This window comes from Streptomyces lanatus, from assembly GCF_014655715.1.
In the GTDB taxonomy this organism is placed as follows: Bacteria; Actinomycetota; Actinomycetes; order Streptomycetales; family Streptomycetaceae; genus Streptomyces; species Streptomyces lanatus.
Genome location: NZ_BNBM01000006.1, coordinates 113,076 through 132,137 on the forward strand (window position 1 = coordinate 113,076; position 19,062 = coordinate 132,137).

The window sequence follows — 19,062 nt, forward strand, 5'->3', positions numbered from 1 at the left end:
GGCCACTTCTCGACGTACCGCCTACTTCGGCTGCGGCTTGCGCACCGACAGGTGCAGCTCCTTCAGCCGGACCTCCTCCAGCTCCGTCGGCGCGCCCATCATCAGGTCCTGGGCGTTGCCGTTGAGCGGGAAGGCGATGGTCTCGCGGATGTTGGGCTCGTCCGCGAGGAGCATGACGATGCGGTCGACGCCGGGGGCGATGCCGCCGTGCGGCGGGGCGCCGAAGCGGAAGGCGCGGAGCATGCCGGCGAACTTCTCCTCGACGGTCTCACGGTCGTAGCCCGCGATCTCGAAGGCCTTCAGCATGATCTCGGGCTCGTGGTTCCGGATCGCGCCGGAGGACAGCTCGACGCCGTTGCAGACGATGTCGTACTGCCAGCCCAGGATGTCCAGCGGGTCCTGGGTCTCCAGGGCCTCGAGGCCGCCCTGCGGCATGGAGAAGGGGTTGTGCGAGAAGTCGATCGTGCCGGTGTCCTCGTCCTTCTCGTACATCGGGAAGTCGACGATCCAGCAGAACCGGAAGACGCCCTCCTCGAAGTGCCCGGCGCGCTTGGCGGCCTCGACCCGCACCGCGCCCATGATCTTCGAGACCTCGTCGAACTCGCCCGCGCCGAAGAACACGGCGTGACCGGCGGCCAGCGACAGACGCTTGGTCAGCTCGGCGACGTTCTCCTCGGTGAGGAACTTGGCGATCGGGCCGGACAGCGAGCCGTCCTCGGCCACACGCACCCAGGCCAGGCCCTTGGCGCCCTGCGAGACGGCGTAGTCACCGAGCTGGTCGAAGAACTTCCGGGGCTGCGCGGAGACATCGGGCACCGCCAGGGCGCGCACGTGCTTGCCCGCGAAGGCCTTGAACTCCGAGCCCTCGAAGATGTCGGTGATGTCGACGAGCTCCAGCTGGGCGCGCAGGTCCGGCTTGTCGGAGCCGTACTTGAGCATCGCCTCGCGGAACGGGATGCGGGGGAACGGCGAGGTGACATGGCGACCGTTGCCGAACTCCTCGAACAGCTCCGTCATGAGCTGCTCGATCGGCTGGAAGACGTCCTCCTGCTCGACGAAGCTCATCTCGACGTCGAGCTGGTAGAACTCGCCCGGCGAGCGGTCCGCGCGCGCGTCCTCGTCGCGGAAGCAGGGCGCGATCTGGAAGTAGCGGTCGAAGCCGGAGATCATCAGCAGCTGCTTGAACTGCTGCGGGGCCTGGGGGAGGGCGTAGAACTTGCCCGGGTTCAGGCGGGACGGCACGACGAAGTCGCGGGCGCCCTCGGGGGAAGTGGCCGACAGGATCGGCGTGGCCATCTCGTTGAATCCGAGCGCCGTCATCTTGTGACGGATGGCGCTGATCACCGACGTACGCAGCAGGATGTTCTTGTGCATGCGCTCGCGGCGCAGGTCCAGGAAGCGGTACTCCAGACGCCGCTCCTCGTTCACCCCGTCCTCGGTGTTGATCGTGAACGGCAGCGGGGCGGCGGCGCCGAGCAGCTCGACCTCGCCGACCTCGACCTCGATCTCGCCGGTGGGCAGCTCGGAGTTGATGTTCTCGGTGCCGCGGGAGACGACCTTGCCGTCGATGCGGACCGTGGACTCCTTGGACAGCTTGTCCAGGGCCTCGTACGCCGGGGTGCCGGGACGGGCCACGAGCTGCGTGATGCCGTAGTGATCGCGCAGATCGATGAAGAGGATGCCGCCCAGGTCGCGCCGATTGTGCAGCCAGCCACTCAGCCGGACGTCGGTGCCGACGTCAGAGGAGCGGAGCTCGCCGCAGGTGTGGGACCTGTACCGATGCATCGTCGTTCATCCAGTCTTCGCGGATCGGGGGGCGTGTTTCACGTGAAACTTCCCCAAGCCTACCGGGGAGCCCAAGATCGCCTCCCCACCTTTACTGACCAGGTGCCCCGTACAGCTTCGGTGGCAGGGTGCGATCACCTCTTCCTAAAGTGGGCGCATGCGCACTGGTGAGCCCCTGCCCGCCGTGGGGGAGGTCCTCGCCGCCCTCGCGACCGGGCTGTGGCACTGGAACACCGCCACGGGACTGGTCACGGTCGACGCGGAGGCGGCACGGCTGCTCGGGCTGCCCGCCGACCAGGCCACGCTCAGCCAGGCCCAGGTGCGCTCCCGGCTGCATCCGGTGGACTGGAACGAGATCAGCGGAGTGATCCAGCTGGCCGTCGCCGAGGGCACGCTCGGCGAGGTACGGGTGCGGATCATGGACGAGCGGGGCCGGGTCGTCCGGGTCGGCCGCAGCCGCTTCCACGCCTCCTTCGACCAGCGGAAACGGTCGTACGAGGTGACGGGCTCCCTCCAGGAGGTCACCGAGCCGGTGCCGGGCACCTCCGCCGGGCGTACGGCGGTCACCGGCGACTGGCGGCGCTCGCGCGAGGCGTTCCTGCTGGACGCGGGCCGGGCGCTGGCCGAGGCACGGTCGACGGCGGAGGTGCTGCGGGTCGCGGCCGGGCTGTCGATGCCGGGCTTCTCACCGGACGGGCTCGCGGTGTTCGGGGTGACGGGCGATCGCCTGACGATCATCGGCCACCACGGTCATCAGCCCGGTGACGAGGGTCCCTTCACACACATGGCCCTGGAGACGGACTATCCCGCCGCCGAGGTGGTCCGCACCGGCCGGGCCGTCTATCTCTCCTCGCCGGAGAAGTACAAGGACCGCTACCCGCTGACCTGGCCGCTCGCCGCGCACTTCAACCGGCAGTCCTGGGCGTTCCTGCCGCTGACCGTGGCGGGCCGCACGATGGGCGCCTGGATGGCGGCGTTCACCTATCCGGTCGCCTTCACCCCGGATGAACGGTCCGTGCTGACGACGGTGGCCCGCATGCTCGCCCAGGCCCTCTCCCGCGCCGAGGCCACCGAGTCGGCACGGGAGCTGACGGACGGCCTCCAGCGCTCGATGCTGCCCCAGCTGGGCCCCGAGATACCGGGCATGAGCGTCGCCGCGCGCTATGTGCCGACCGGCGGGGGACTGCAGGTCGGCGGCGACTGGTACGACATGATCCCGCTGCCCAGCGGGCGCTTCGCGCTGGTCATCGGGGACGTCCAGGGCCATGACGTGCGGGCGGCGGGCCTGATGGGCCAGCTGCGCATCGCGCTGCGCGCCTACGCCTCCGAGGGCCACCGACCCGACGCCGTGCTCTCCCGCGCTTCCCGCTTCCTGCACGGGATGACGTTCGGCGCCCTCGACGAGGACCCGTCCGACCTGCGCTTCGCGACCTGCCTGTATGTCGAGGTCGACCCCACGACCGGGCTGCTGGACATCGCCCGCGCCGGGCACCCCGACCCGGCGATCCGGATGACCGACGGCACGGTGCTGGCCCGTCCGACGGCCGGCGGGCTGCCGCTGGGCATCGACCCGGACGCCGACTATCCGACGACCAGGATCACCCTGGAACCCGGCGAGACCATGCTGATCTGCACGGACGGCCTGATCGAGACCGGCGGCCATGACCTGGACACCGGCTGGAAACGCATCCGCACCATCCTGGAGGAGCACGACGGCGATCTGGAGGAGCTGGCCGACGCCCTCGTCCAGGCGGTCCACGGCCCGTCCTCCCACCACACCACCGGCCCGCTCGCCGACCGGCGCGAGGACGACATAGCGGTGCTGCTGCTGACCCGGCAGGACGACGGCCGCGGCCGCGACGACACGGTGGCCGTACAGCCGGCGGTCCGGCGCACCGTGATGTCGGTCGCGCAGGCCGAGCCGGAGCGGGTCGGGGTGGCCCGGCAGCAGCTGCGGGAGCTGCTGCACGACTGGGCCTGCGAGGACCAGGTCGACTCGGCGGTGCTGCTGCTGTCGGAGACGCTGACCAACGTCCTGGTGCACACGGACGCCGACGCCCTGCTCCTTGCCGAGGTGAGCGGCGAGCCCGGGCATCGCCGGATGCGTGTGGAGGTCACGGACAACAGCGATGATCTGCCGCACCGGCGCAGCCCCGGCGAACTGGCGTCGTCCGGGCGCGGTCTGATGCTGATCGAGCTGCTGGCCCAGGCGTGGGGCGTCGACCCTCGCGGCGAGGGCAAGAGCATCTGGTTCGAGCTCTACGAGTCCGAGGGCGCCGTCGGCTCGGGTGCCGCGGAGCTGCCGTAGAGCTCCCTCAGTTCGAGCACGACACCGGTGGCGGCGGCGGTGAGGGGTACGGCGAGCAGCATGCCGAGGATGCCGGCCACCGAGGCTCCCGCGGTGATCGTCAGCATGACGAGGGCCGGGTGCATCTGCACCGTGCGGCTCTGGATCGCGGGCTGCAGCACATGTCCCTCCAGCACCTGCACGGCGAGCACCACGCCCAGCACCCACAGCGCGACGACGAAGCCCCGGTCGGCGAGCGCGACCAGCACGGCGACGGCTCCGGAGACGAACGCGCCGAGGTAGGGGATGTAGGCGCCGACGAAGACGAGCGCGCCGAGCCCGACCGCGCCGGGCACGTCGAGGATCAGCAGCCCGACCGTGATGCACACCGCGTCGATGAGGGCGATGAGGGTGGTGCCCCGCATGAACCCCTCGACGGCCCGGAAGGCGCGCCGGGCCATGGCCTCCACGACGTCCGCGCTCCCCTGCGGAACGACGGACCGCAGGGCGCCCGCGGCCCGGTCGGAGTCCCGCAGGAAGAAGAAGACCAGCAGCAGCGCGAGCACCGCGATGGCGATGGTCTCGCCCACGACGCTCACTCCGCTGAGCACCCCGGAGGCGGCCGTCCCGCCGAACTTGGTGAGCAGCTCCCGGGCGTTGGAGGCGATGTCCTCCAGCGAGGTCCCGGCGGCCCCGAAGTGGTCCGCGAGATCCTGCCCCGCCTGTTTGAGCGACGCGACGATCTCGTCGCCGCTGTCCACGATCGCGGCGACCACGATGTACACGGCCCCGCCGACGACGGCCACCACGGCGACGCAGGTGAGTCCGGCCGCGACCGATCGGTTGACCTTGGCCTTCACCAGCCGCCGGTGCAGCGGCCCGAGCAGCGCCGTGCCCAGCAGGGCGAGCAGCACGGGCACCACGGCCGTACGGAACTCCACGGCCAGCCGGATCCCGACGTAGACGACCCCGGCGACGAGCAGCACGACGGCGCACCAGGCGGCGAGGCGCCGTACGGGGTCGGGGAGCAGCGGGGTGGGGGCCTGCACGCCTCCAGCGGATCATGCGCGGGGCGGGGCTGTCGTGCGCGGGCGGACCGGGTGGGTGACGGGACGGGCGAGGCCCGGGTGTAGCCCCGGGCCTCGTCGCACCGCGGAGGGATCAGGCCTCCGTCGGCCCGCCCTCGCTCATTCCGTGCACCGCCGGGACGGTGCCGAGGCGGCCCTTCTGGAAGTCCTCGAAGGCCTGCATCAGTTCGTCCTTGGTGTTCATGACGAACGGGCCGTAGTGGGCCATCGGCTCACGGATCGGCTGCCCGCCGAGGAGGACGACCTCCAGGTCCGGGGTGTGCGAGTCCTGCTGCTCGTCCGCGCGGACGGTCAGCGAACCGCCGTCCCCGAAGACCGCCGTCTGCCCCATGTGCACCGGCCGGCGCTCGGCGCCCACGCTGCCGCGGCCGGCGAGGACGTACGCGAGGCCGTTGAAGTCCTCGCGCCACGGCAGGGTGATCTCCGCGCCCGGCGCGAGGGTCGCGTGGATCATCGTGATCGGCGTGTGCGTGACACCGGGACCGGCGTGTCCGTCCAGCTCACCGGCGATGACACGCAGCAGCGCGCCGCCGTCGGGGGAGGTGAGCAGCTGGACATGGCCGCCGCGGATGTCCTGGTAGCGCGGCGCCATCATCTTGTCCTTGGCCGGGAGGTTCACCCACAGCTGGAGGCCGTGGAAGAGACCGCCGGACATGACCAGCGACTCCGGCGGCGCCTCGATGTGCAGCAGGCCCGAGCCCGCCGTCATCCACTGGGTGTCGCCGTTGGTGATGGTGCCACCGCCGCCGTTGGAGTCCTGGTGGTCGAAGATCCCGTCGATGTACCTCCTTGTGCGTCCAGTTTAGTTGAGCATTGAACTTCTTGCCACCCCTAACGGGAAAAGCGCGGCACCCATTCCCACCGGGCACGCCGAAGGCCGACACCCGGGGGCGGGCGCCGGCCTTCGTCACGAGGACCCGGTGCTTCGGCGGCGGCTCAGTGTGTCAGCAAGAGCCCATCCGATGGGGTCAGACGGCGAGTTCGTGCTGCTCCTCGGGGGTGTGGACGTCCTTCCGCCGGTCGTCCCGCATGACCAGCGTCGCCAGCACGGCCGCCGCCGCGACACCGATCGCGCTGACCGTGAAGGTGGTCGACATCGAGGCGGTGAAGGCCTCGCGGGCGGCGGCGACGATCCCGGCGTCCCCGCCGGCGACCGCGCCGGCGATCGAGTGCCTGGCCTCTTCCGGCGTCCCCTTAGGCATCCGGTCCGCGAAGCCGCTGGAGAGCAGCGAACCCAGGATCGCGATGCCGAGGGCGGTGCCGGCCTGCTGGATGGTGTCGTTCAGGGCCGAGCCGACGCCCGCCTTGTCCTCGGGGATCGTGCCCATCAGCGCGGCGACCGCGGCCGGCATCGCCAGACCAGCGCCGAGTCCGAGCAGCCCGAGCGCCACCGCCGGGACCGTGAAGCCGGAGTCCGCCGAGACCGTGGCCAGCAGGGCGAAGCAGGCCACCATCACCAGCATCCCCGCGAGGATCACCCACCGGTTGCCGTACTTGGCGGCGAGCTTGACGCCCACGCCGTTGCCGATGAGGGCGGTGATCGCCAGCGGCAGGAAGGCGAGCCCCGCCTTGATCGGCGAGTAGCCCAGCACGAACTGCAGATACTGCGTCAGCACCAGCAGCAGACCGCCGTTGCCGATCTGGACGAGCGCCAGGGACAGCGAACCACCGCTGAAATCACGGTGCTTGAACAGCACCAGCGGGACCATCGGGGACTTGGTGACGTTCTCCCAGATCACGAAGCCGGCCAGGGACACGAGGGCCACCGGCAGGGCGACGGTCCACACCCCGTGCTGCGGAAGCTCGATGATCCACCACACCAGGGCCGTCATCCCGACCGCCGACAGCACCGCACCCAGCGGATCCGCCTTCTGCCAGGGCGCCCTGGACTCCGGCATCAGCGTCAGACCGGCGACGACCGCGAGCGCCACGATCGGCACATTGATGAAGAAGATCGACTGCCAGGAGAAGTGCTCGATCAGAACCCCGCCCAGCACCGGGCTGCCGACCAGGCCGAGCATGGACACCGAGCTCCAGGCCGCCATCGCCTTGCCGCGCTCCTCCTCGTCGAAGACGGTGATGAGGATGGACAGGGTCGACGGCATGATCAGCGCCCCGCCCACCCCCATGGCGACACGCACGGCGATGACCTCACCAGGGTTGGTGCACCAGGTCGCGGCCAGCGAGGCCGCCCCGAAGAGCAGCAGCCCGATCAGCATCACCTTCCGGCGCCCGAACCGGTCGCCCAGGCTGCCGGAGGTGAGCAGCAGACCGGCGAAGACCAGGATGTAGGAGTCCAGGATCCACTGGGTCTGCTGCGCGCTCGCCCCGATCTCCCCGGTCATCACGGGCACCGCGACGGTCAGCGCCATGCTGTCGACGACCAGTACGAGTGTGCTCAGGCAGAGCACGATGAGGATCCACCAGCGGCGTGGATCACGGGTTCCTTTGACGTCCATGACATCCCCTCCCGGGTCCCGGTGCGCGATGCGCGAACACCGTTCCTTCGATGCGAACACTGTATGCATCGCGGAACGGCGTTCGCAACCCTCATTCCTGTACGCTCGATGCGAACGTCGTACGCAGGGATGTGAAGGAGCGCCGATGGCCGCCAGGAGCACCAAGCCGAGCCCCATCCCCTCCGTCTGGGCCCGCCCCCGGCGCGAGCCCGACCAACCCACGCTCAGCCGCACCACGATCGTGCGCGAGGCGATCGTCATGCTGGACGCGGAGGGCGTCGAGGCACTGAGCATGCGCAAGCTCGCCACCAGGCTGAACGCCGGCGCGGCCTCCCTCTATCGGCACGTCGCCACCAAGGACGAGCTGATGGAGCTGGCCGTCGACGAGGTCGCCGCCGAGATCCACGTACCGCCGGTGGACAGCACCGACTGGCGCGCGGGCGCCACCGAGGCGGCCGGGGCGTTCCGTACGACCGCCCTGCGGCACCCGTGGCTGTCGTCGGTGCTCGGACAGGCGGGCCTCGCCTATCTGGGCCCGAACCTCATGGCGTTCTCCGAGCGGCTGGCGACGCTGTTCGCGGACGCCGGTTTCGCGAAGCCGTCCAGCCCGATCGACACGCTCCTGTCGTACGTGATCGGCATGAGCACCACGGAGGCCGCCTGGCTCACCGCGGTCGCCCGCTCCGGCGAGACCGAGGCGGACTTCATCGCCCGCCTGATGCCGGCCGCCCAGCAGGCGGCGGCGCTGCATGAGCACCTGGCGGACGGCTACGCGGAGGTCATGACGGCCACGACAGACCCGGTGGCCGTACGGGACGAGAAGTTCGCGTACGGCCTGGAGGTCGTCCTGGACGGCCTGGCGCTACGGCTGGACCGCTGAGGCGGGATCAGCCGCCGTACATGCGCCGCATCGCGAACTCGACCATCTGCTCCACGGCCTTCGCGTCGAAGACCATGCGGTGCTCGCCCTCCATGTCCAGGACGAAGCCGTAGCCGGTCGGCAGCAGGTCGATCACCTCGGCGCCGGTGATCACGAAGTACTTGGACTCCTTGCCCGCGTACCTGCGCAGCTCCTTCAGCGAGGTGAACATCGGGATCACCGGCTGCTGGGTGTTGTGCAGGGCGAGGAAGCCCGGGTTGTCGCCGCGCGGGCAGTAGACCTTCGACGTCGCGAAGACCTGCTGGAAGTCCTCGGCGGACATCTGCCCGGTGGTGAAGGCGCGCACCGCGTCCGCGAGCGAGGGCGGGGACGGCTCGGGGTAGAGCGGCGGCTGCTGGCCGTAGCCGCCGACGCCACCTGCCATGGGCTGCTGCGGCTGGGCGTACCCCTGCTGTGCACCGACGTTCTGGTCGTAGCCGTACATGGGCGCAAGCGTACCGAGAGCGGCCCGGCCGCGGACCGGTACGGGGGCTCCGGCAAACCGACAGCGACTTGACAGCGTGTGCCCCTGGGTTCCCGGCGCCGCCCCTCCTAGCGTCGGTCCATGCGCCGAGACCACGCCGAAGAAGTCCACGAGCACGACCGGGGGCTCTCCCACGACCTTCCCGTCCTCGCCCGCCGCCGCATGATCCGGCTGATGGCGGGGGCGGGTCTGGTCCCGCTGGTGGGCTGCACCTCCGAGGACAAGACGTCCGAAGCGGCCTCCTCCAAGGGCACGCCCGAGGGCACCTCACCCTCCGCCGAGTGCGCGACCATCCCCGACGAGACCGCGGGGCCCTTCCCGGGCGACGGCTCGAACGGCGTGAACGTCCTCAAGGAGAGCGGCGTGGTCCGCAGCGACATCACCACCAGCTTCGGCGACTCCGCGGGCGGCACCGCCGAGGGCGTGCCCCTGACCGTCACGCTCACGGTCGTGGACGCCGCCTCCGGCTGCGGGACGCCGAAGAAGGGCGCCGCCGTCTACCTCTGGCACTGCGACCGGGAGGGCAACTACTCCCTGTACTCGGACGGCGTCAAGGACGAGAACTACCTGCGCGGCGTCCAGGAGACGGACGACAAGGGCCAGGTCACCTTCACGAGCGTCTTCCCCGGCTGCTACACCGGCCGCTGGCCGCACATCCACTTCGAGGTCTACGGCAGCCTGGCCGACGCCACGGCGGCGAAGTCGATCACCAGCACCTCGCAGCTCGCCTTCCCCAAGGACACCTGCGACACCGTGTACGCCACGGACGGCTACACCCAGAGTGTGACGAATCTCAGCCGTCTCTCCCTGGAGACGGACGGCATCTTCAGCGACGGTTACACGCAGCAGCTGGCGACGATGTCGGGCGGCGTCGAGGAGGGATACACCGCGACCCTGACGGTTCCGGTGTGACCTGTCACAGATGACCGGATCGGGGTTGCGTCTTATTACTGACGGGTAGCATCATCGTAGCTACTTGTTGGTACGTGAACTAGCGCGAGGATCAAGTGCCTCGCCGATCCCTCTACGGAGTCATCGCCATGGGGCACTACAAGTCGAACCTCCGCGACATCGAGTTCAACCTCTTCGAAGTACTCGGACGCGACAAGCTGTATGGCACGGGTCCCTTCGAGGAGATGGACGTCGAGACCGCGAAAAGCATCCTCGAGGAGCTGACCCGCCTCGCCGAGAACGAGCTGGCGGAGTCCTTCACGGACGCCGACCGCAACCCGCCGGTCTTCGACCCCGAGACGAACACCGCGCCGGTCCCCGCGTCCTTCAAGAAGAGCTACAAGGCGTTCATGGACTCCGAGTACTGGCGTCTGGGTCTGCCCGAGGCGATCGGCGGCACCACCGCCCCGCCGTCGCTGATCTGGTCGTACGCGGAGCTGATCCTCGGCTCGAACCCGGCCGTGTGGATGTACTCCTCCGGCCCGGCGTTCGCCGGCATCCTCTACGACGAGGGCAATGACGTCCAGAAGAAGATCGCCCAGATCGCGGTCGAGCGGACCTGGGGCTCCACCATGGTGCTGACCGAGCCGGACGCCGGTTCGGACGTGGGCGCCGGGCGCACCAAGGCGGTCCAGCAGGAGGACGGCTCCTGGCACATCGAGGGCGTGAAGCGGTTCATCACCTCGGGTGAGCACGACATGGAGGAGAACATCCTCCACTACGTGCTCGCGCGGCCGGAGGGTGCCGGTCCGGGCACCAAGGGCCTGTCCCTCTTCCTCGTCCCGAAGTACCTCTTCGACTTCGAGACCGGCGAGCTGGGCGAGCGCAACGGCGTCTACGCCACCAACGTCGAGCACAAGATGGGCCTGAAGGCCTCCAACACCTGCGAGATGACCTTCGGCGACCAGCACCCCGCCAAGGGCTGGCTGATCGGCGACAAGCACGAGGGCATCCGCCAGATGTTCCGCATCATCGAGTTCGCCCGCATGATGGTCGGCACGAAGGCGATCTCCACGCTGTCGACGGGCTACCTGAACGCCCTCGAGTACGCCAAGGAGCGCGTCCAGGGTCCCGACCTCGCGCAGTTCATGGACAAGGCCGCACCCAAGGTCACCATCACCCACCACCCCGATGTGCGCCGCTCGCTGATGACGCAGAAGGCGTACGCGGAGGGCATGCGCGCTCTGGTCCTCTACACCGCCTCCGTCCAGGACGCGATCGCGGTGAAGGAGGCGGCCGGCGAGGACGCCAAGACCGAGCACGCGCTCAACGACCTGCTCCTGCCGATCGTCAAGGGCTACGGCTCCGAGAAGGGCTACGAGCAGCTCGCCCAGTCGCTGCAGACCTTCGGCGGCTCCGGGTTCCTCCAGGAGTACCCGATCGAGCAGTACATCCGCGACGCCAAGATCGACACCCTGTACGAGGGCACGACCGCGATCCAGGGCCAGGACTTCTTCTTCCGGAAGATCGTCCGCAACCAGGGCGCGGCCCTGAACTCCCTCGCCGAGGACATCAAGAAGTTCCTGGCGCTCGGCGAGGGCGGCGAGCAGCTGGGCGCGGCCCGTGAGCAGCTCGCCAAGGCGGCCGTCGAGCTGGAGGCGATCGTCGGCCTGATGCTGACCGACCTCGCGGCCACCGAGCAGGACGTCAAGAACATCTACAAGGTGGGCCTCAACACCACCCGCCTGCTGCTGGCCTCCGGTGACGTCGTCGTCGGCTACCTGCTCCTCAAGGGCGCCGCGGTCGCCGCCGAGAAGCTGGGGTCGGCCTCCTCCAAGGACAAGGCCTTCTACCAGGGCAAGATCGCGGCGGCGAAGTTCTTCGCGGCCAATGTCCTGCCGGGCGTCACCGGTGCGCGCAAGCTCGCCGAGGGTGTCGAGCTGGACCTGATGGAGCTGGACGAAGCGGCCTTCTAGCCGGACGGCCGGGGAGATCACAGCCCCTTTCCGGCCAGTCGTTCCACCCACTCACGGACAATCCGCATCGCCCTTACGAGGGCCCGCTCCCCTTCTCCGGGAGCGGGCCCTCGTACGTCGTTAAGGTGAACCCCATGAGCGAACCCCCCCGCTTCGATCGCGGCCACACCGACGACCTCATGTCCTTCCTGGCGGCGAGCCCGTCGCCGTACCACGCCGTGGCGAACGCCGCCGAGCGGCTGGAGAAGGCCGGATTCAGGCAGGTCTCGGAGACGGACGCCTGGGACGGGACGAGCGGGGGCAAGTACGTGCTGCGCGGTGGCGCGATCGTGGCCTGGTACGTCCCCGAGGACGCGGCGCCCCACACGCCGTTCCGGATCGTCGGCGCGCACACGGACTCGCCCAATCTGCGGGTGAAGCCCCTGCCCGACACCGGGGCGCACGGCTGGCGCCAGGTGGCCGTGGAGATCTATGGCGGACCGCTGCTCAACTCCTGGCTCGACCGCGACCTGGGCCTCGCGGGCCGGGTGACGCTGCGGGACGGCTCGACGCGCCTGGTGAACGTGGACCGCCCGCTGCTGCGCGTCCCCCAGCTCGCCATCCACCTGGACCGCTCGGTCTCCGCGGAGGGACTCAAGCTCGACAAGCAGCGGCATCTGCAGCCCGTGTGGGGCCTGGGCGGCGATGTGCGCGACGGCGACCTGATCGCCTTCGTGGAGGAGACGGCCGGTCTCGCGGCGGGCGAGGTGACGGGCTGGGACCTGATGGTCCACTCCGTCGAACCGCCCGCGTACCTGGGCCGGGACAAGGAGCTCCTCGCCGGTCCGCGCATGGACAACCTGCTGTCGGTCCACGCGGGCACGGCGGCCCTCGCCGCGGTGTCCGCCACGGGCGGCGGACTGCCGTACATCCCCGTCCTCGCCGCCTTCGACCACGAGGAGAACGGCTCGCAGAGCGACACCGGCGCGGACGGGCCGCTGCTCGGCAGCGTCCTGGAGCGTTCGGTGTTCGCGCGCGGAGGGTCGTACGAGGACCGGGCCCGTGCCTTCGCGGGCACCGTCTGTCTCTCCTCCGACACCGGCCACGCCGTCCACCCCAACTACGCCGAGCGCCACGACCCGACGCATCACCCCCGCGTCAACGGCGGACCGATCCTCAAGGTCAACGTCAACAACCGCTACGCGACCGACGGTTCGGGCCGCGCGGTCTGGGCGGCGGCCTGCGAGCGGGCGGACGTCCCCTTCCAGTCCTTCGTCTCCAACAACTCCATGCCCTGCGGCACCACCATCGGCCCGATCACCGCCGCCCGGCACGGCATCAAGACGGTCGACATCGGCGTGGCCATCCTGTCGATGCACAGCGCCCGCGAACTGTGCGGCGTGGACGACCCGTGGCTGCTGGCGAACGCGCTGGTGGCGTTCCTGGAGGGGTAGTTCCGAACGCCCGGGGTACCCGCCCCCGACCGGAATCGGACCGGACAGGGAGGCGACAACTCATGGGCCTCGGCGGGTGCATCATCCTCATCGCCGTAGGAGCCATCCTCACGTTCGCGACCGACTGGGACATGGAGGGAGTCAATCTCGACCTGGTCGGCGTCATCCTGATGATCGTCGGACTGATCGGCGTCACGACGTTCAGCAGCATCGCCCGGCGCAGGCGCGTGGTGGTACCGCCCGCGACGCCGGTCGTCGAGGACGAGCACCGTCATCGGCGGGACGGGTACAGCGACGGTTACGGGGCCTGAGGGGCGGGCTCAGTCCGTCGGCCTACAGACGGCGTTTCGGACCGGGCGGCGGGGAACCCCTCGTGCATGAGATTCCTCGTACGCGACCGGCTCCTCGGCTTCGGTGACGACTACTGGATCGAGGACGACCGGGGCAACAAGGTGTTCCTCGTCGACGGCAAGGCGATGCGGCTGCGGGACACCTTCGAGCTGAAGGACACCCAGGGGCATGTCGTCATCGACATCCACCAGAAGATGCTCGCCCTGCGCGACACGATGGTGATCGAGCGGGGCGGCGCGCCGCTCGCCACGATCCGCCGCAAACGCCTGTCCCTGCTGCGCAACCACTACCGGGTGGCCCTGGCCGACGGCAGCACCGAACTCGACGTCAGCGGCAAGATCCTCGACCGGGAGTTCGCCATCGAGTACGACGGCGAACTGCTGGCCGTCGTCTCCCGGCGCTGGCTGCACGTCCGGGAGACCTACGGCGTGGACGTCGTCCGGGACGACGCGGATCCGGCGCTGCTGATCGCGGTGGCGGTGTGTGTGATCCACCTGGCGGAGAAGGAACGGAAGGACGACTGAGGCCCGTGCGTCAGTGACGCGGTGGCGCCAGGCCCAGCACCCGGTCCTTCAGCGCGGGGAACTGATCCCGTGTCACCGCTACCTTCCCCGGGTCGAACTCCACGGTGAGGACCTGCTCCCCCGCACCCGCCTGCGCCAGCACCTCGCCCCACGGATCGACCACGATCGAGTGACCGGCCTGCGGAACTCCGGCGTGCGTCCCGGCCGTTCCACAGGCGAGCACGAACGCCTGGTTCTCCACCGCCCGCGCCTGAGCCAGCAGCGTCCAGTGCGCCCGGCGGCGCTCCGGCCAGCCCGCCGGGACGACGAGGGTCTCGGCGCCGGCGTCGACGAGACCGCGGAAGAGTTCGGGGAAACGGAGGTCGTAGCAGGTGCCCAGGCCCAGGACGGTCTCCGGAAGACGGACCGTCACCAACTCCTCCCCCGCGCTCATCAGCACGGCCTCGCCCTTGTCGAAGCCGAACCGATGGATCTTGCGGTAGGCGGCGGCCAGCTCACCGGAGGGGGAGAAGACGAGCGAGGTGTTGTAGAGCGGCCCGTCAGGGTCCCGCTCGGGAATGGAGCCCGCGTGCAGCCACACCCCCGCGTCGCTCGCGGCCTTCCCCATCACTTCACAGGTAGGCCCTTCGAGCGGCTCGGCCTCATCGGCGAACGCCTCGTAGGCGAAGGCGCCGGTGGTCCACAGCTCCGGCAGGACGACGAGGTCGGCGGCCCCAGCCTGTTCTTTCACGAGCGAGGCCACGCGCCCCCGGCGCGATTCGACCGATTCGCCCTCGTTGACGTCGATCTGGAGCAGAGAGGCGCGCACACTACCACCGTCCTGGCATTCGAGCCGTCCATACGGGCCTACGATCGTCACACGAAAGCACTGCCGGGGTGCCGCACAGCAGCGTAACTTAGCGTTTCAAGACACCCGCCGACAGCCGCCACCTCCCACTGGCAACGACGCCACAACCTGCCCGCGTACCGACGTACCAACCGCCGAGGGGTCCCGTTCCGTGAGTCTGCATCCCACCCTCCAGCCCTACGCCGACGCCTGGACCCACTCCATCGAAGCGATATCCGAGCTGGTGACGCCGCTGGTGGAGGGCGAGTGGAATCGGCGCACCCCATGCCCCGGCTGGTCGGTCCGTGACATCGTCTCCCATGTCATCGGCCTGGACTGCGAGATGCTCGGCGACCCGCGCCCGATCCACACCCTCCCGCGCGACCTCTTCCACGTCACCAATGACCACCAGCGCTATATGGAGATGCAGGTCGACGTCCGCCGTCATCACACGGCGCCGGAGATGACGTCCGAGCTGGAGTACACGATCATCCGCCGCAACCGCCAGCTGCGGAACGAGTCCCGCGACCCCGGCACCAAGGTACGCGGCGCGCTCGGCACGGAGATCACCCTCGAAGAGTCCATGCGGGGCCACGCCTTCGACGTCTGGGTGCACGAGCAGGACCTGCGCACCGCCCTCGGCCGCCCCGGCAACCTCGACTCCCCCGGCGCGCACATCGCCCGTGACCACCTCCTCGCCCAGCTGCCCGAGATCGTCGCCGCCAAGGCCGACGCCCCCCGCAGCTCGGCGATCGTCTTCGACGTCCACGGCCCGATCGAGTTCCTCCGCACGATCCGCATCGACATCCAGGGCCGCGGCACCCTCGAAACAGCCCCCGCCCTCGGCCCCGCCGCCACCCTCACCCTCGACTGGGAAACCTACTTCCGCCTGGCCTGCGGCCGCGTCACGCCGGAAGCGGCGGCGGACCGGGTGAAGGCAGAGGGCGACACAGCCCTGACCACGGCGATCCTGCGCCACTTCACGGTGACGCAGTAGCGACACGGGCGGAGGCGGGCGGTCACTTTCAGAGCGACCTGCACCTCTCAACGCCGGTCCAGGCAATCTCAGCCCGTCCGGCGTTTGAGGACAAGGCCCCTTCAGGGCCGGAGCGGGGTCTGGGGCGGCAGCCCCAGTGGGGTCGAAGGGGCGGAGCCCCTGGAGGACGGGACGGGTAGGGGCGGCGGGGGCGAGAAATCGCTGTCGCCCGCCACCCACCCACCACTACCGTCCATCCGTGACCAACACCCCACCCCGCCTGACCCGCCTCACCTTCCACAGCCCCCTCTCCGAGGCCCGCGCACAAAACCTCGTCCACCGCCTCACCCGAACCACCCCCACCACCCCCACCACCATCCTCGACATCGGCTGCGGCTGGTCCGAGTTGATGCTGCGCATCCTCACCGCAGCCCCCGAAGCCACAGGCATCGGCATAGACATCAACTCCGACGACCTCACCCGCGCCCGCCAGAACGCCGAATCCAGAGGACTCCAGCAACGAGCCGAATTCGTCAACGAGTCGGCCATCAAATCCACCCGCGGCCCCGCCGACCTGGTCCTCTGCGTAGGAGCAAGCCAGGCCCTCAGCACAGCCACCCCGCCCCACCACACCACCGAGGCCCTGACCGAACTACGCCGCCTGGTCACCGACGACGGCCGCGTCCTGCTCGGTGAAGGCTTCTGGCAACGCCCCCCGACCCCCACCGAACTCTCCGGCATGTGGCCGAACGCCGCGGCGACCGACCACCACGACCTCGCCACCCTTCTCGACCTCACCGTCGCCGCGGGCTTCCGCCCGGAGTGGACGGAGACGGCGAGCTTGGACGAATGGGAGGAGTTCGAGTCGGCGTACCAGGCGGACGTCGAGGTATGGCTGGCCCAGCACCCGGACCACCCCCTCGCCGCCGAGACCCGCGACCGCCTCGACCGCCACCGCGCCCAGTGGATGAGCTATCGAGGAGTGCTGGGACTGGCGTATCTCACCCTCGTCCCGGTCACCCGCTGAGGAGCCGTCACACGGGGACGTGCACCGTCTCCACCCTGCTGGCCACCAGCCGTTCCCGCTCCCTGCGCGCCGCCCGCTTCCGCAGCCGCAGAATCTGGCTGACGCCGAGGGCCTGGAGGACGAACACCACCGAGAAGGCCACGGCATAGTCGCCACCCGTGGCGTCCAGCAGCACACCGACCGCGAACAACGTGGTCATCGAGGCCACGAAACCACCCATGTTGGTGATCCCGGACGCCGTCCCCTGACGCTCCGGCGGATTCGCCGGGCGCGCGAAGTCGAAGCCGAGCATGGAGGCCGGCCCGCACGCCCCGAGCACCGTGCACAGCACGATCAGCAGCCACATCGGCGCGGTGTCGCCGGGCCAGACCAGCGTCGTCGCCCACACCACGGCGGTCGCCGACACGGTCCCGAGCGCCAGCGGCAGCCGCGCCTCGTGGTGCCGGGCGACGACCTGGCCGTAGACGAGACCCACGACCATGTTGGACAGGACGACGAGAGTGAGGAGTTCACCGGCCGCCGCCCGGGACAGCCCCTGCGCCTCGACCAGGAACGGCAGTCCCCACAGCAGCAAGAACACCATCGCCGGGAACTGCGTCGTGAAGTGGACCCAAAGCCCCAACCGCGTGCCGGGCTCCCGCCAGGACGCGGCTATCTGGCGTCGTACGTATGCCGCGCCCTGGTGCGGGAGGGGTTCCGGTTCGTGTCCCTCGGGGTGGTCCTTCAGGAACAGGAGCAGCAGGACGAGTACGACCGCCCCCGCGCCCGCGCTGCCGGCGAACGCCGTCGTCCAGCCCACGCCGTGCAGCAGCCGGGCCAGCACCAGGGTGGAGACGAGGTTGCCGGCCATGCCCGCCAGGCCCGCGAGCTGGGCTATCAGCGGGCCCCGGCGGGCCGGGAACCAGCGCCCGCCGAGCCGCAGCACGCTGATGAACGTCATCGCGTCGCCGCAGCCCAGCAGGGCGCGGGAGGCGAGGGCGGTGCCGTACGACGGGGAGAAGGCGAAGCCGAGTTGGCCCACGGTGAACAGCACCGTGCCGATGGCCAGCACCTTCTTGGTGCCGAGCCGGTCGACGAGCAGGCCGACGGGTATCTGCATGCCCGCGTAGACGAGGAGTTGGAGGATCGAGAACGTCGACAGGGCGGAGGCGCCCACGTGGAAGCGGTCCGCGGCGTCGAGTCCCGCGACCCCCAGTGACGTACGGAAGATGACGGCGACGAAGTAGACCGAGACGCCTATGCCCCAGACGGCGACGGCGCGGCGGCCGCCCGGCGGGTCGCCGGGGAGCGCGGCGGACCTCATCGCTCCTCACCCCGTGCGAGGTGCGAGAACCAGTCGATGTGCCGGTGGACCATGCCGACGGCCGCCTCGGCGTCGCCGGAGCGCAGGGCCCGGAGGATCTCCTCGTGCTCGGTGAGGGTCTTGGCGATGCGGTCGGGGTGGGAGTACATGACGGCGACGCCCATGCGCAGCTGCCGGTCGCGGAGTTGGTCGTAGAGCCGGGACAGGATCTCGTTGCCGCCGCTGCGGACGATCTCGGCGTGGAAGCAGCGGTCGGTGACGGCGGCCGCGGCGAGATCGCCGGCCGCTGCCTGTTCCTTCTGTCGGGTGAGAAGTTCCTGGAGGCGCTCGATGAGTCCGGGGGGCGCGGGGACGGCCTTGCGCGCCGCATGCTCCTCGACGAGCAGCCGCGTCTCCACGACGTCCTTGATCTCCTGCGCGGAGACCGGCAGGACCAGGGCGCCCTTCTTCGGGTAGAGCTTGATCAGCCCCTCGACCTCCAGGCGCAGCAGCGCCTCCCGCACCGGGGTGCGCGAGACCCCTACGGCCTCGGCCAGCTCGCCCTCGGTGAGCAGCGTGCCGCCTTCGTAACGGCGGTCCAGGACACCCTGTTTGACGTGGGTGTAGACGCGGTCGGCGGCGGGGGGCTGCTTGACAGGTGCGGGTGGCGCGGAAGGCATGCGCACATCATAGATACAACACGTACGCAAGCCGGGGATCCGTCCACCATCCGGACCGCCCCGGCGCTTTGTTG

At 69.9% G+C, this 19,062-nt stretch carries 16 protein-coding genes and 1 pseudogene; 9 read left to right on the forward strand and 8 right to left on the reverse strand.

Annotation, left to right across the window (positions count from 1 at the left end; translation table 11 throughout):
* Positions 1-21: 21 nt before the first annotated feature.
* Positions 22-1,785, reverse strand: coding sequence for an aspartate--tRNA ligase (gene aspS / locus IE325_RS17915; RefSeq protein WP_190070947.1), 1,764 nt, complete (start codon positions 1,783-1,785; stop codon positions 22-24).
* Between the two features lie 157 nt (positions 1,786-1,942).
* Here aspS and IE325_RS17920 point away from each other — a divergent pair, with 157 nt between their 5' ends.
* The gene (locus IE325_RS17920) at positions 1,943-4,093 is read left to right on the forward strand and encodes a SpoIIE family protein phosphatase (protein WP_190070948.1); all 2,151 of its coding nucleotides are present in this window, start codon (positions 1,943-1,945) and stop codon (positions 4,091-4,093) included.
* On the opposite strand, the gene IE325_RS17925 is transcribed toward IE325_RS17920, so the two are convergent.
* The 3 genes and pseudogenes from IE325_RS17925 to IE325_RS17935 all read right to left on the reverse strand — a co-directional run bounded on the left by IE325_RS17925 (position 4,045) and on the right by IE325_RS17935 (position 7,619).
* Positions 4,045-5,121, reverse strand: a complete 1,077-nt coding sequence (locus IE325_RS17925) for an AI-2E family transporter (protein WP_190070949.1) — start codon at positions 5,119-5,121, stop codon at positions 4,045-4,047. The genes IE325_RS17920 and IE325_RS17925 overlap by 49 nt on opposite strands.
* 112 nt (positions 5,122-5,233) lie before the next feature.
* Positions 5,234-5,941: pseudogene (locus IE325_RS17930) on the reverse strand (pirin family protein); the annotation flags it as partial.
* A 187-nt stretch (positions 5,942-6,128) separates the two neighbouring features.
* On the reverse strand, positions 6,129-7,619 hold the full coding sequence (locus IE325_RS17935; RefSeq protein ID WP_190070950.1) for an MFS transporter: 1,491 nt from the start codon (positions 7,617-7,619) through the stop codon (positions 6,129-6,131).
* Between the two features lie 145 nt (positions 7,620-7,764).
* On the opposite strand from IE325_RS17935, the gene IE325_RS17940 reads away from it, so the two are divergent.
* A complete protein-coding gene (locus IE325_RS17940) occupies positions 7,765-8,499 on the forward strand; it encodes a TetR/AcrR family transcriptional regulator C-terminal domain-containing protein (protein ID WP_190070951.1) in 735 nt (244 codons plus the stop codon).
* 7 nt (positions 8,500-8,506) lie between these two features.
* Here the strand turns inward: IE325_RS17940 and IE325_RS17945 are convergent, their stop codons facing one another.
* The gene (locus IE325_RS17945) at positions 8,507-8,983 is read right to left on the reverse strand and encodes an SseB family protein (RefSeq protein WP_190070952.1); all 477 of its coding nucleotides are present in this window, start codon (positions 8,981-8,983) and stop codon (positions 8,507-8,509) included.
* A gap of 120 nt (positions 8,984-9,103) precedes the next feature.
* Here IE325_RS17945 and IE325_RS17950 point away from each other — a divergent pair, with 120 nt between their 5' ends.
* The 5 genes from IE325_RS17950 to IE325_RS17970 all read left to right on the forward strand — a co-directional run bounded on the left by IE325_RS17950 (position 9,104) and on the right by IE325_RS17970 (position 14,197).
* Entirely contained in the window at positions 9,104-9,934 is an 831-nt protein-coding gene (locus tag IE325_RS17950) for an intradiol ring-cleavage dioxygenase (protein WP_190070953.1), read from the forward strand.
* A gap of 128 nt (positions 9,935-10,062) precedes the next feature.
* Entirely contained in the window at positions 10,063-11,889 is a 1,827-nt protein-coding gene (locus tag IE325_RS17955; protein WP_190070954.1) for an acyl-CoA dehydrogenase, read from the forward strand.
* A 134-nt stretch (positions 11,890-12,023) separates the two neighbouring features.
* Entirely contained in the window at positions 12,024-13,322 is a 1,299-nt protein-coding gene (locus tag IE325_RS17960) for a M18 family aminopeptidase (protein WP_190070955.1), read from the forward strand.
* Between the two features lie 62 nt (positions 13,323-13,384).
* A complete protein-coding gene (locus tag IE325_RS17965) occupies positions 13,385-13,633 on the forward strand; it encodes a DUF6458 family protein (RefSeq protein WP_190070956.1) in 249 nt (82 codons plus the stop codon).
* 66 nt (positions 13,634-13,699) lie between these two features.
* Complete coding sequence (locus IE325_RS17970) at positions 13,700-14,197, forward strand: LURP-one-related/scramblase family protein (RefSeq protein ID WP_190070957.1); 498 nt, start codon at positions 13,700-13,702, stop codon at positions 14,195-14,197.
* A gap of 10 nt (positions 14,198-14,207) precedes the next feature.
* Here IE325_RS17970 and IE325_RS17975 read toward each other — a convergent pair whose 3' ends face one another.
* Entirely contained in the window at positions 14,208-15,005 is a 798-nt protein-coding gene (locus IE325_RS17975; protein WP_190070958.1) for a carbon-nitrogen family hydrolase, read from the reverse strand.
* 190 nt (positions 15,006-15,195) lie between these two features.
* Here IE325_RS17975 and IE325_RS17980 point away from each other — a divergent pair, with 190 nt between their 5' ends.
* Together IE325_RS17980 and IE325_RS17985 are read left to right on the forward strand one after the other, a co-directional pair.
* Complete coding sequence (locus IE325_RS17980; RefSeq protein ID WP_190070959.1) at positions 15,196-16,020, forward strand: maleylpyruvate isomerase family mycothiol-dependent enzyme; 825 nt, start codon at positions 15,196-15,198, stop codon at positions 16,018-16,020.
* A 238-nt stretch (positions 16,021-16,258) separates the two neighbouring features.
* A complete protein-coding gene (locus tag IE325_RS17985) occupies positions 16,259-17,026 on the forward strand; it encodes an SAM-dependent methyltransferase (protein ID WP_190070960.1) in 768 nt (255 codons plus the stop codon).
* 7 nt (positions 17,027-17,033) lie between these two features.
* Here IE325_RS17985 and IE325_RS17990 read toward each other — a convergent pair whose 3' ends face one another.
* Together IE325_RS17990 and IE325_RS17995 are read right to left on the reverse strand one after the other, a co-directional pair.
* Complete coding sequence (locus IE325_RS17990) at positions 17,034-18,329, reverse strand: MFS transporter (protein WP_190070961.1); 1,296 nt, start codon at positions 18,327-18,329, stop codon at positions 17,034-17,036.
* On the reverse strand, positions 18,326-18,988 hold the full coding sequence (locus tag IE325_RS17995) for a GntR family transcriptional regulator (RefSeq protein ID WP_190070962.1): 663 nt from the start codon (positions 18,986-18,988) through the stop codon (positions 18,326-18,328). Before IE325_RS17995 ends, IE325_RS17990 begins: the two co-directional genes overlap by 4 nt.
* Between the last annotated feature and the right edge of the window lie 74 nt (positions 18,989-19,062).

What these genes read in the sequence shown, in the direction of transcription:
- IE325_RS17940 (WP_190070951.1), top strand. Translation starts at nt 7,765, where the DNA reads ATGGCCGCCAGGAGCACCAAGCCGAGCCCCATCCCCTCCGTCTGGGCC.
- IE325_RS17935 (WP_190070950.1), bottom strand. Translation starts at nt 7,619, where the DNA reads ATGGACGTCAAAGGAACCCGTGATCCACGCCGCTGGTGGATCCTCATC.
- IE325_RS17950 (WP_190070953.1), top strand. Translation starts at nt 9,104, where the DNA reads ATGCGCCGAGACCACGCCGAAGAAGTCCACGAGCACGACCGGGGGCTC.
- IE325_RS17965 (WP_190070956.1), top strand. Translation starts at nt 13,385, where the DNA reads ATGGGCCTCGGCGGGTGCATCATCCTCATCGCCGTAGGAGCCATCCTC.
- aspS (WP_190070947.1), bottom strand. Translation starts at nt 1,785, where the DNA reads ATGCATCGGTACAGGTCCCACACCTGCGGCGAGCTCCGCTCCTCTGAC.
- IE325_RS17995 (WP_190070962.1), bottom strand. Translation starts at nt 18,988, where the DNA reads ATGCCTTCCGCGCCACCCGCACCTGTCAAGCAGCCCCCCGCCGCCGAC.
- IE325_RS17945 (WP_190070952.1), bottom strand. Translation starts at nt 8,983, where the DNA reads ATGTACGGCTACGACCAGAACGTCGGTGCACAGCAGGGGTACGCCCAG.
- IE325_RS17960 (WP_190070955.1), top strand. Translation starts at nt 12,024, where the DNA reads ATGAGCGAACCCCCCCGCTTCGATCGCGGCCACACCGACGACCTCATG.
- IE325_RS17920 (WP_190070948.1), top strand. Translation starts at nt 1,943, where the DNA reads ATGCGCACTGGTGAGCCCCTGCCCGCCGTGGGGGAGGTCCTCGCCGCC.
- IE325_RS17955 (WP_190070954.1), top strand. Translation starts at nt 10,063, where the DNA reads ATGGGGCACTACAAGTCGAACCTCCGCGACATCGAGTTCAACCTCTTC.
- IE325_RS17990 (WP_190070961.1), bottom strand. Translation starts at nt 18,329, where the DNA reads ATGAGGTCCGCCGCGCTCCCCGGCGACCCGCCGGGCGGCCGCCGCGCC.
- IE325_RS17970 (WP_190070957.1), top strand. Translation starts at nt 13,700, where the DNA reads ATGAGATTCCTCGTACGCGACCGGCTCCTCGGCTTCGGTGACGACTAC.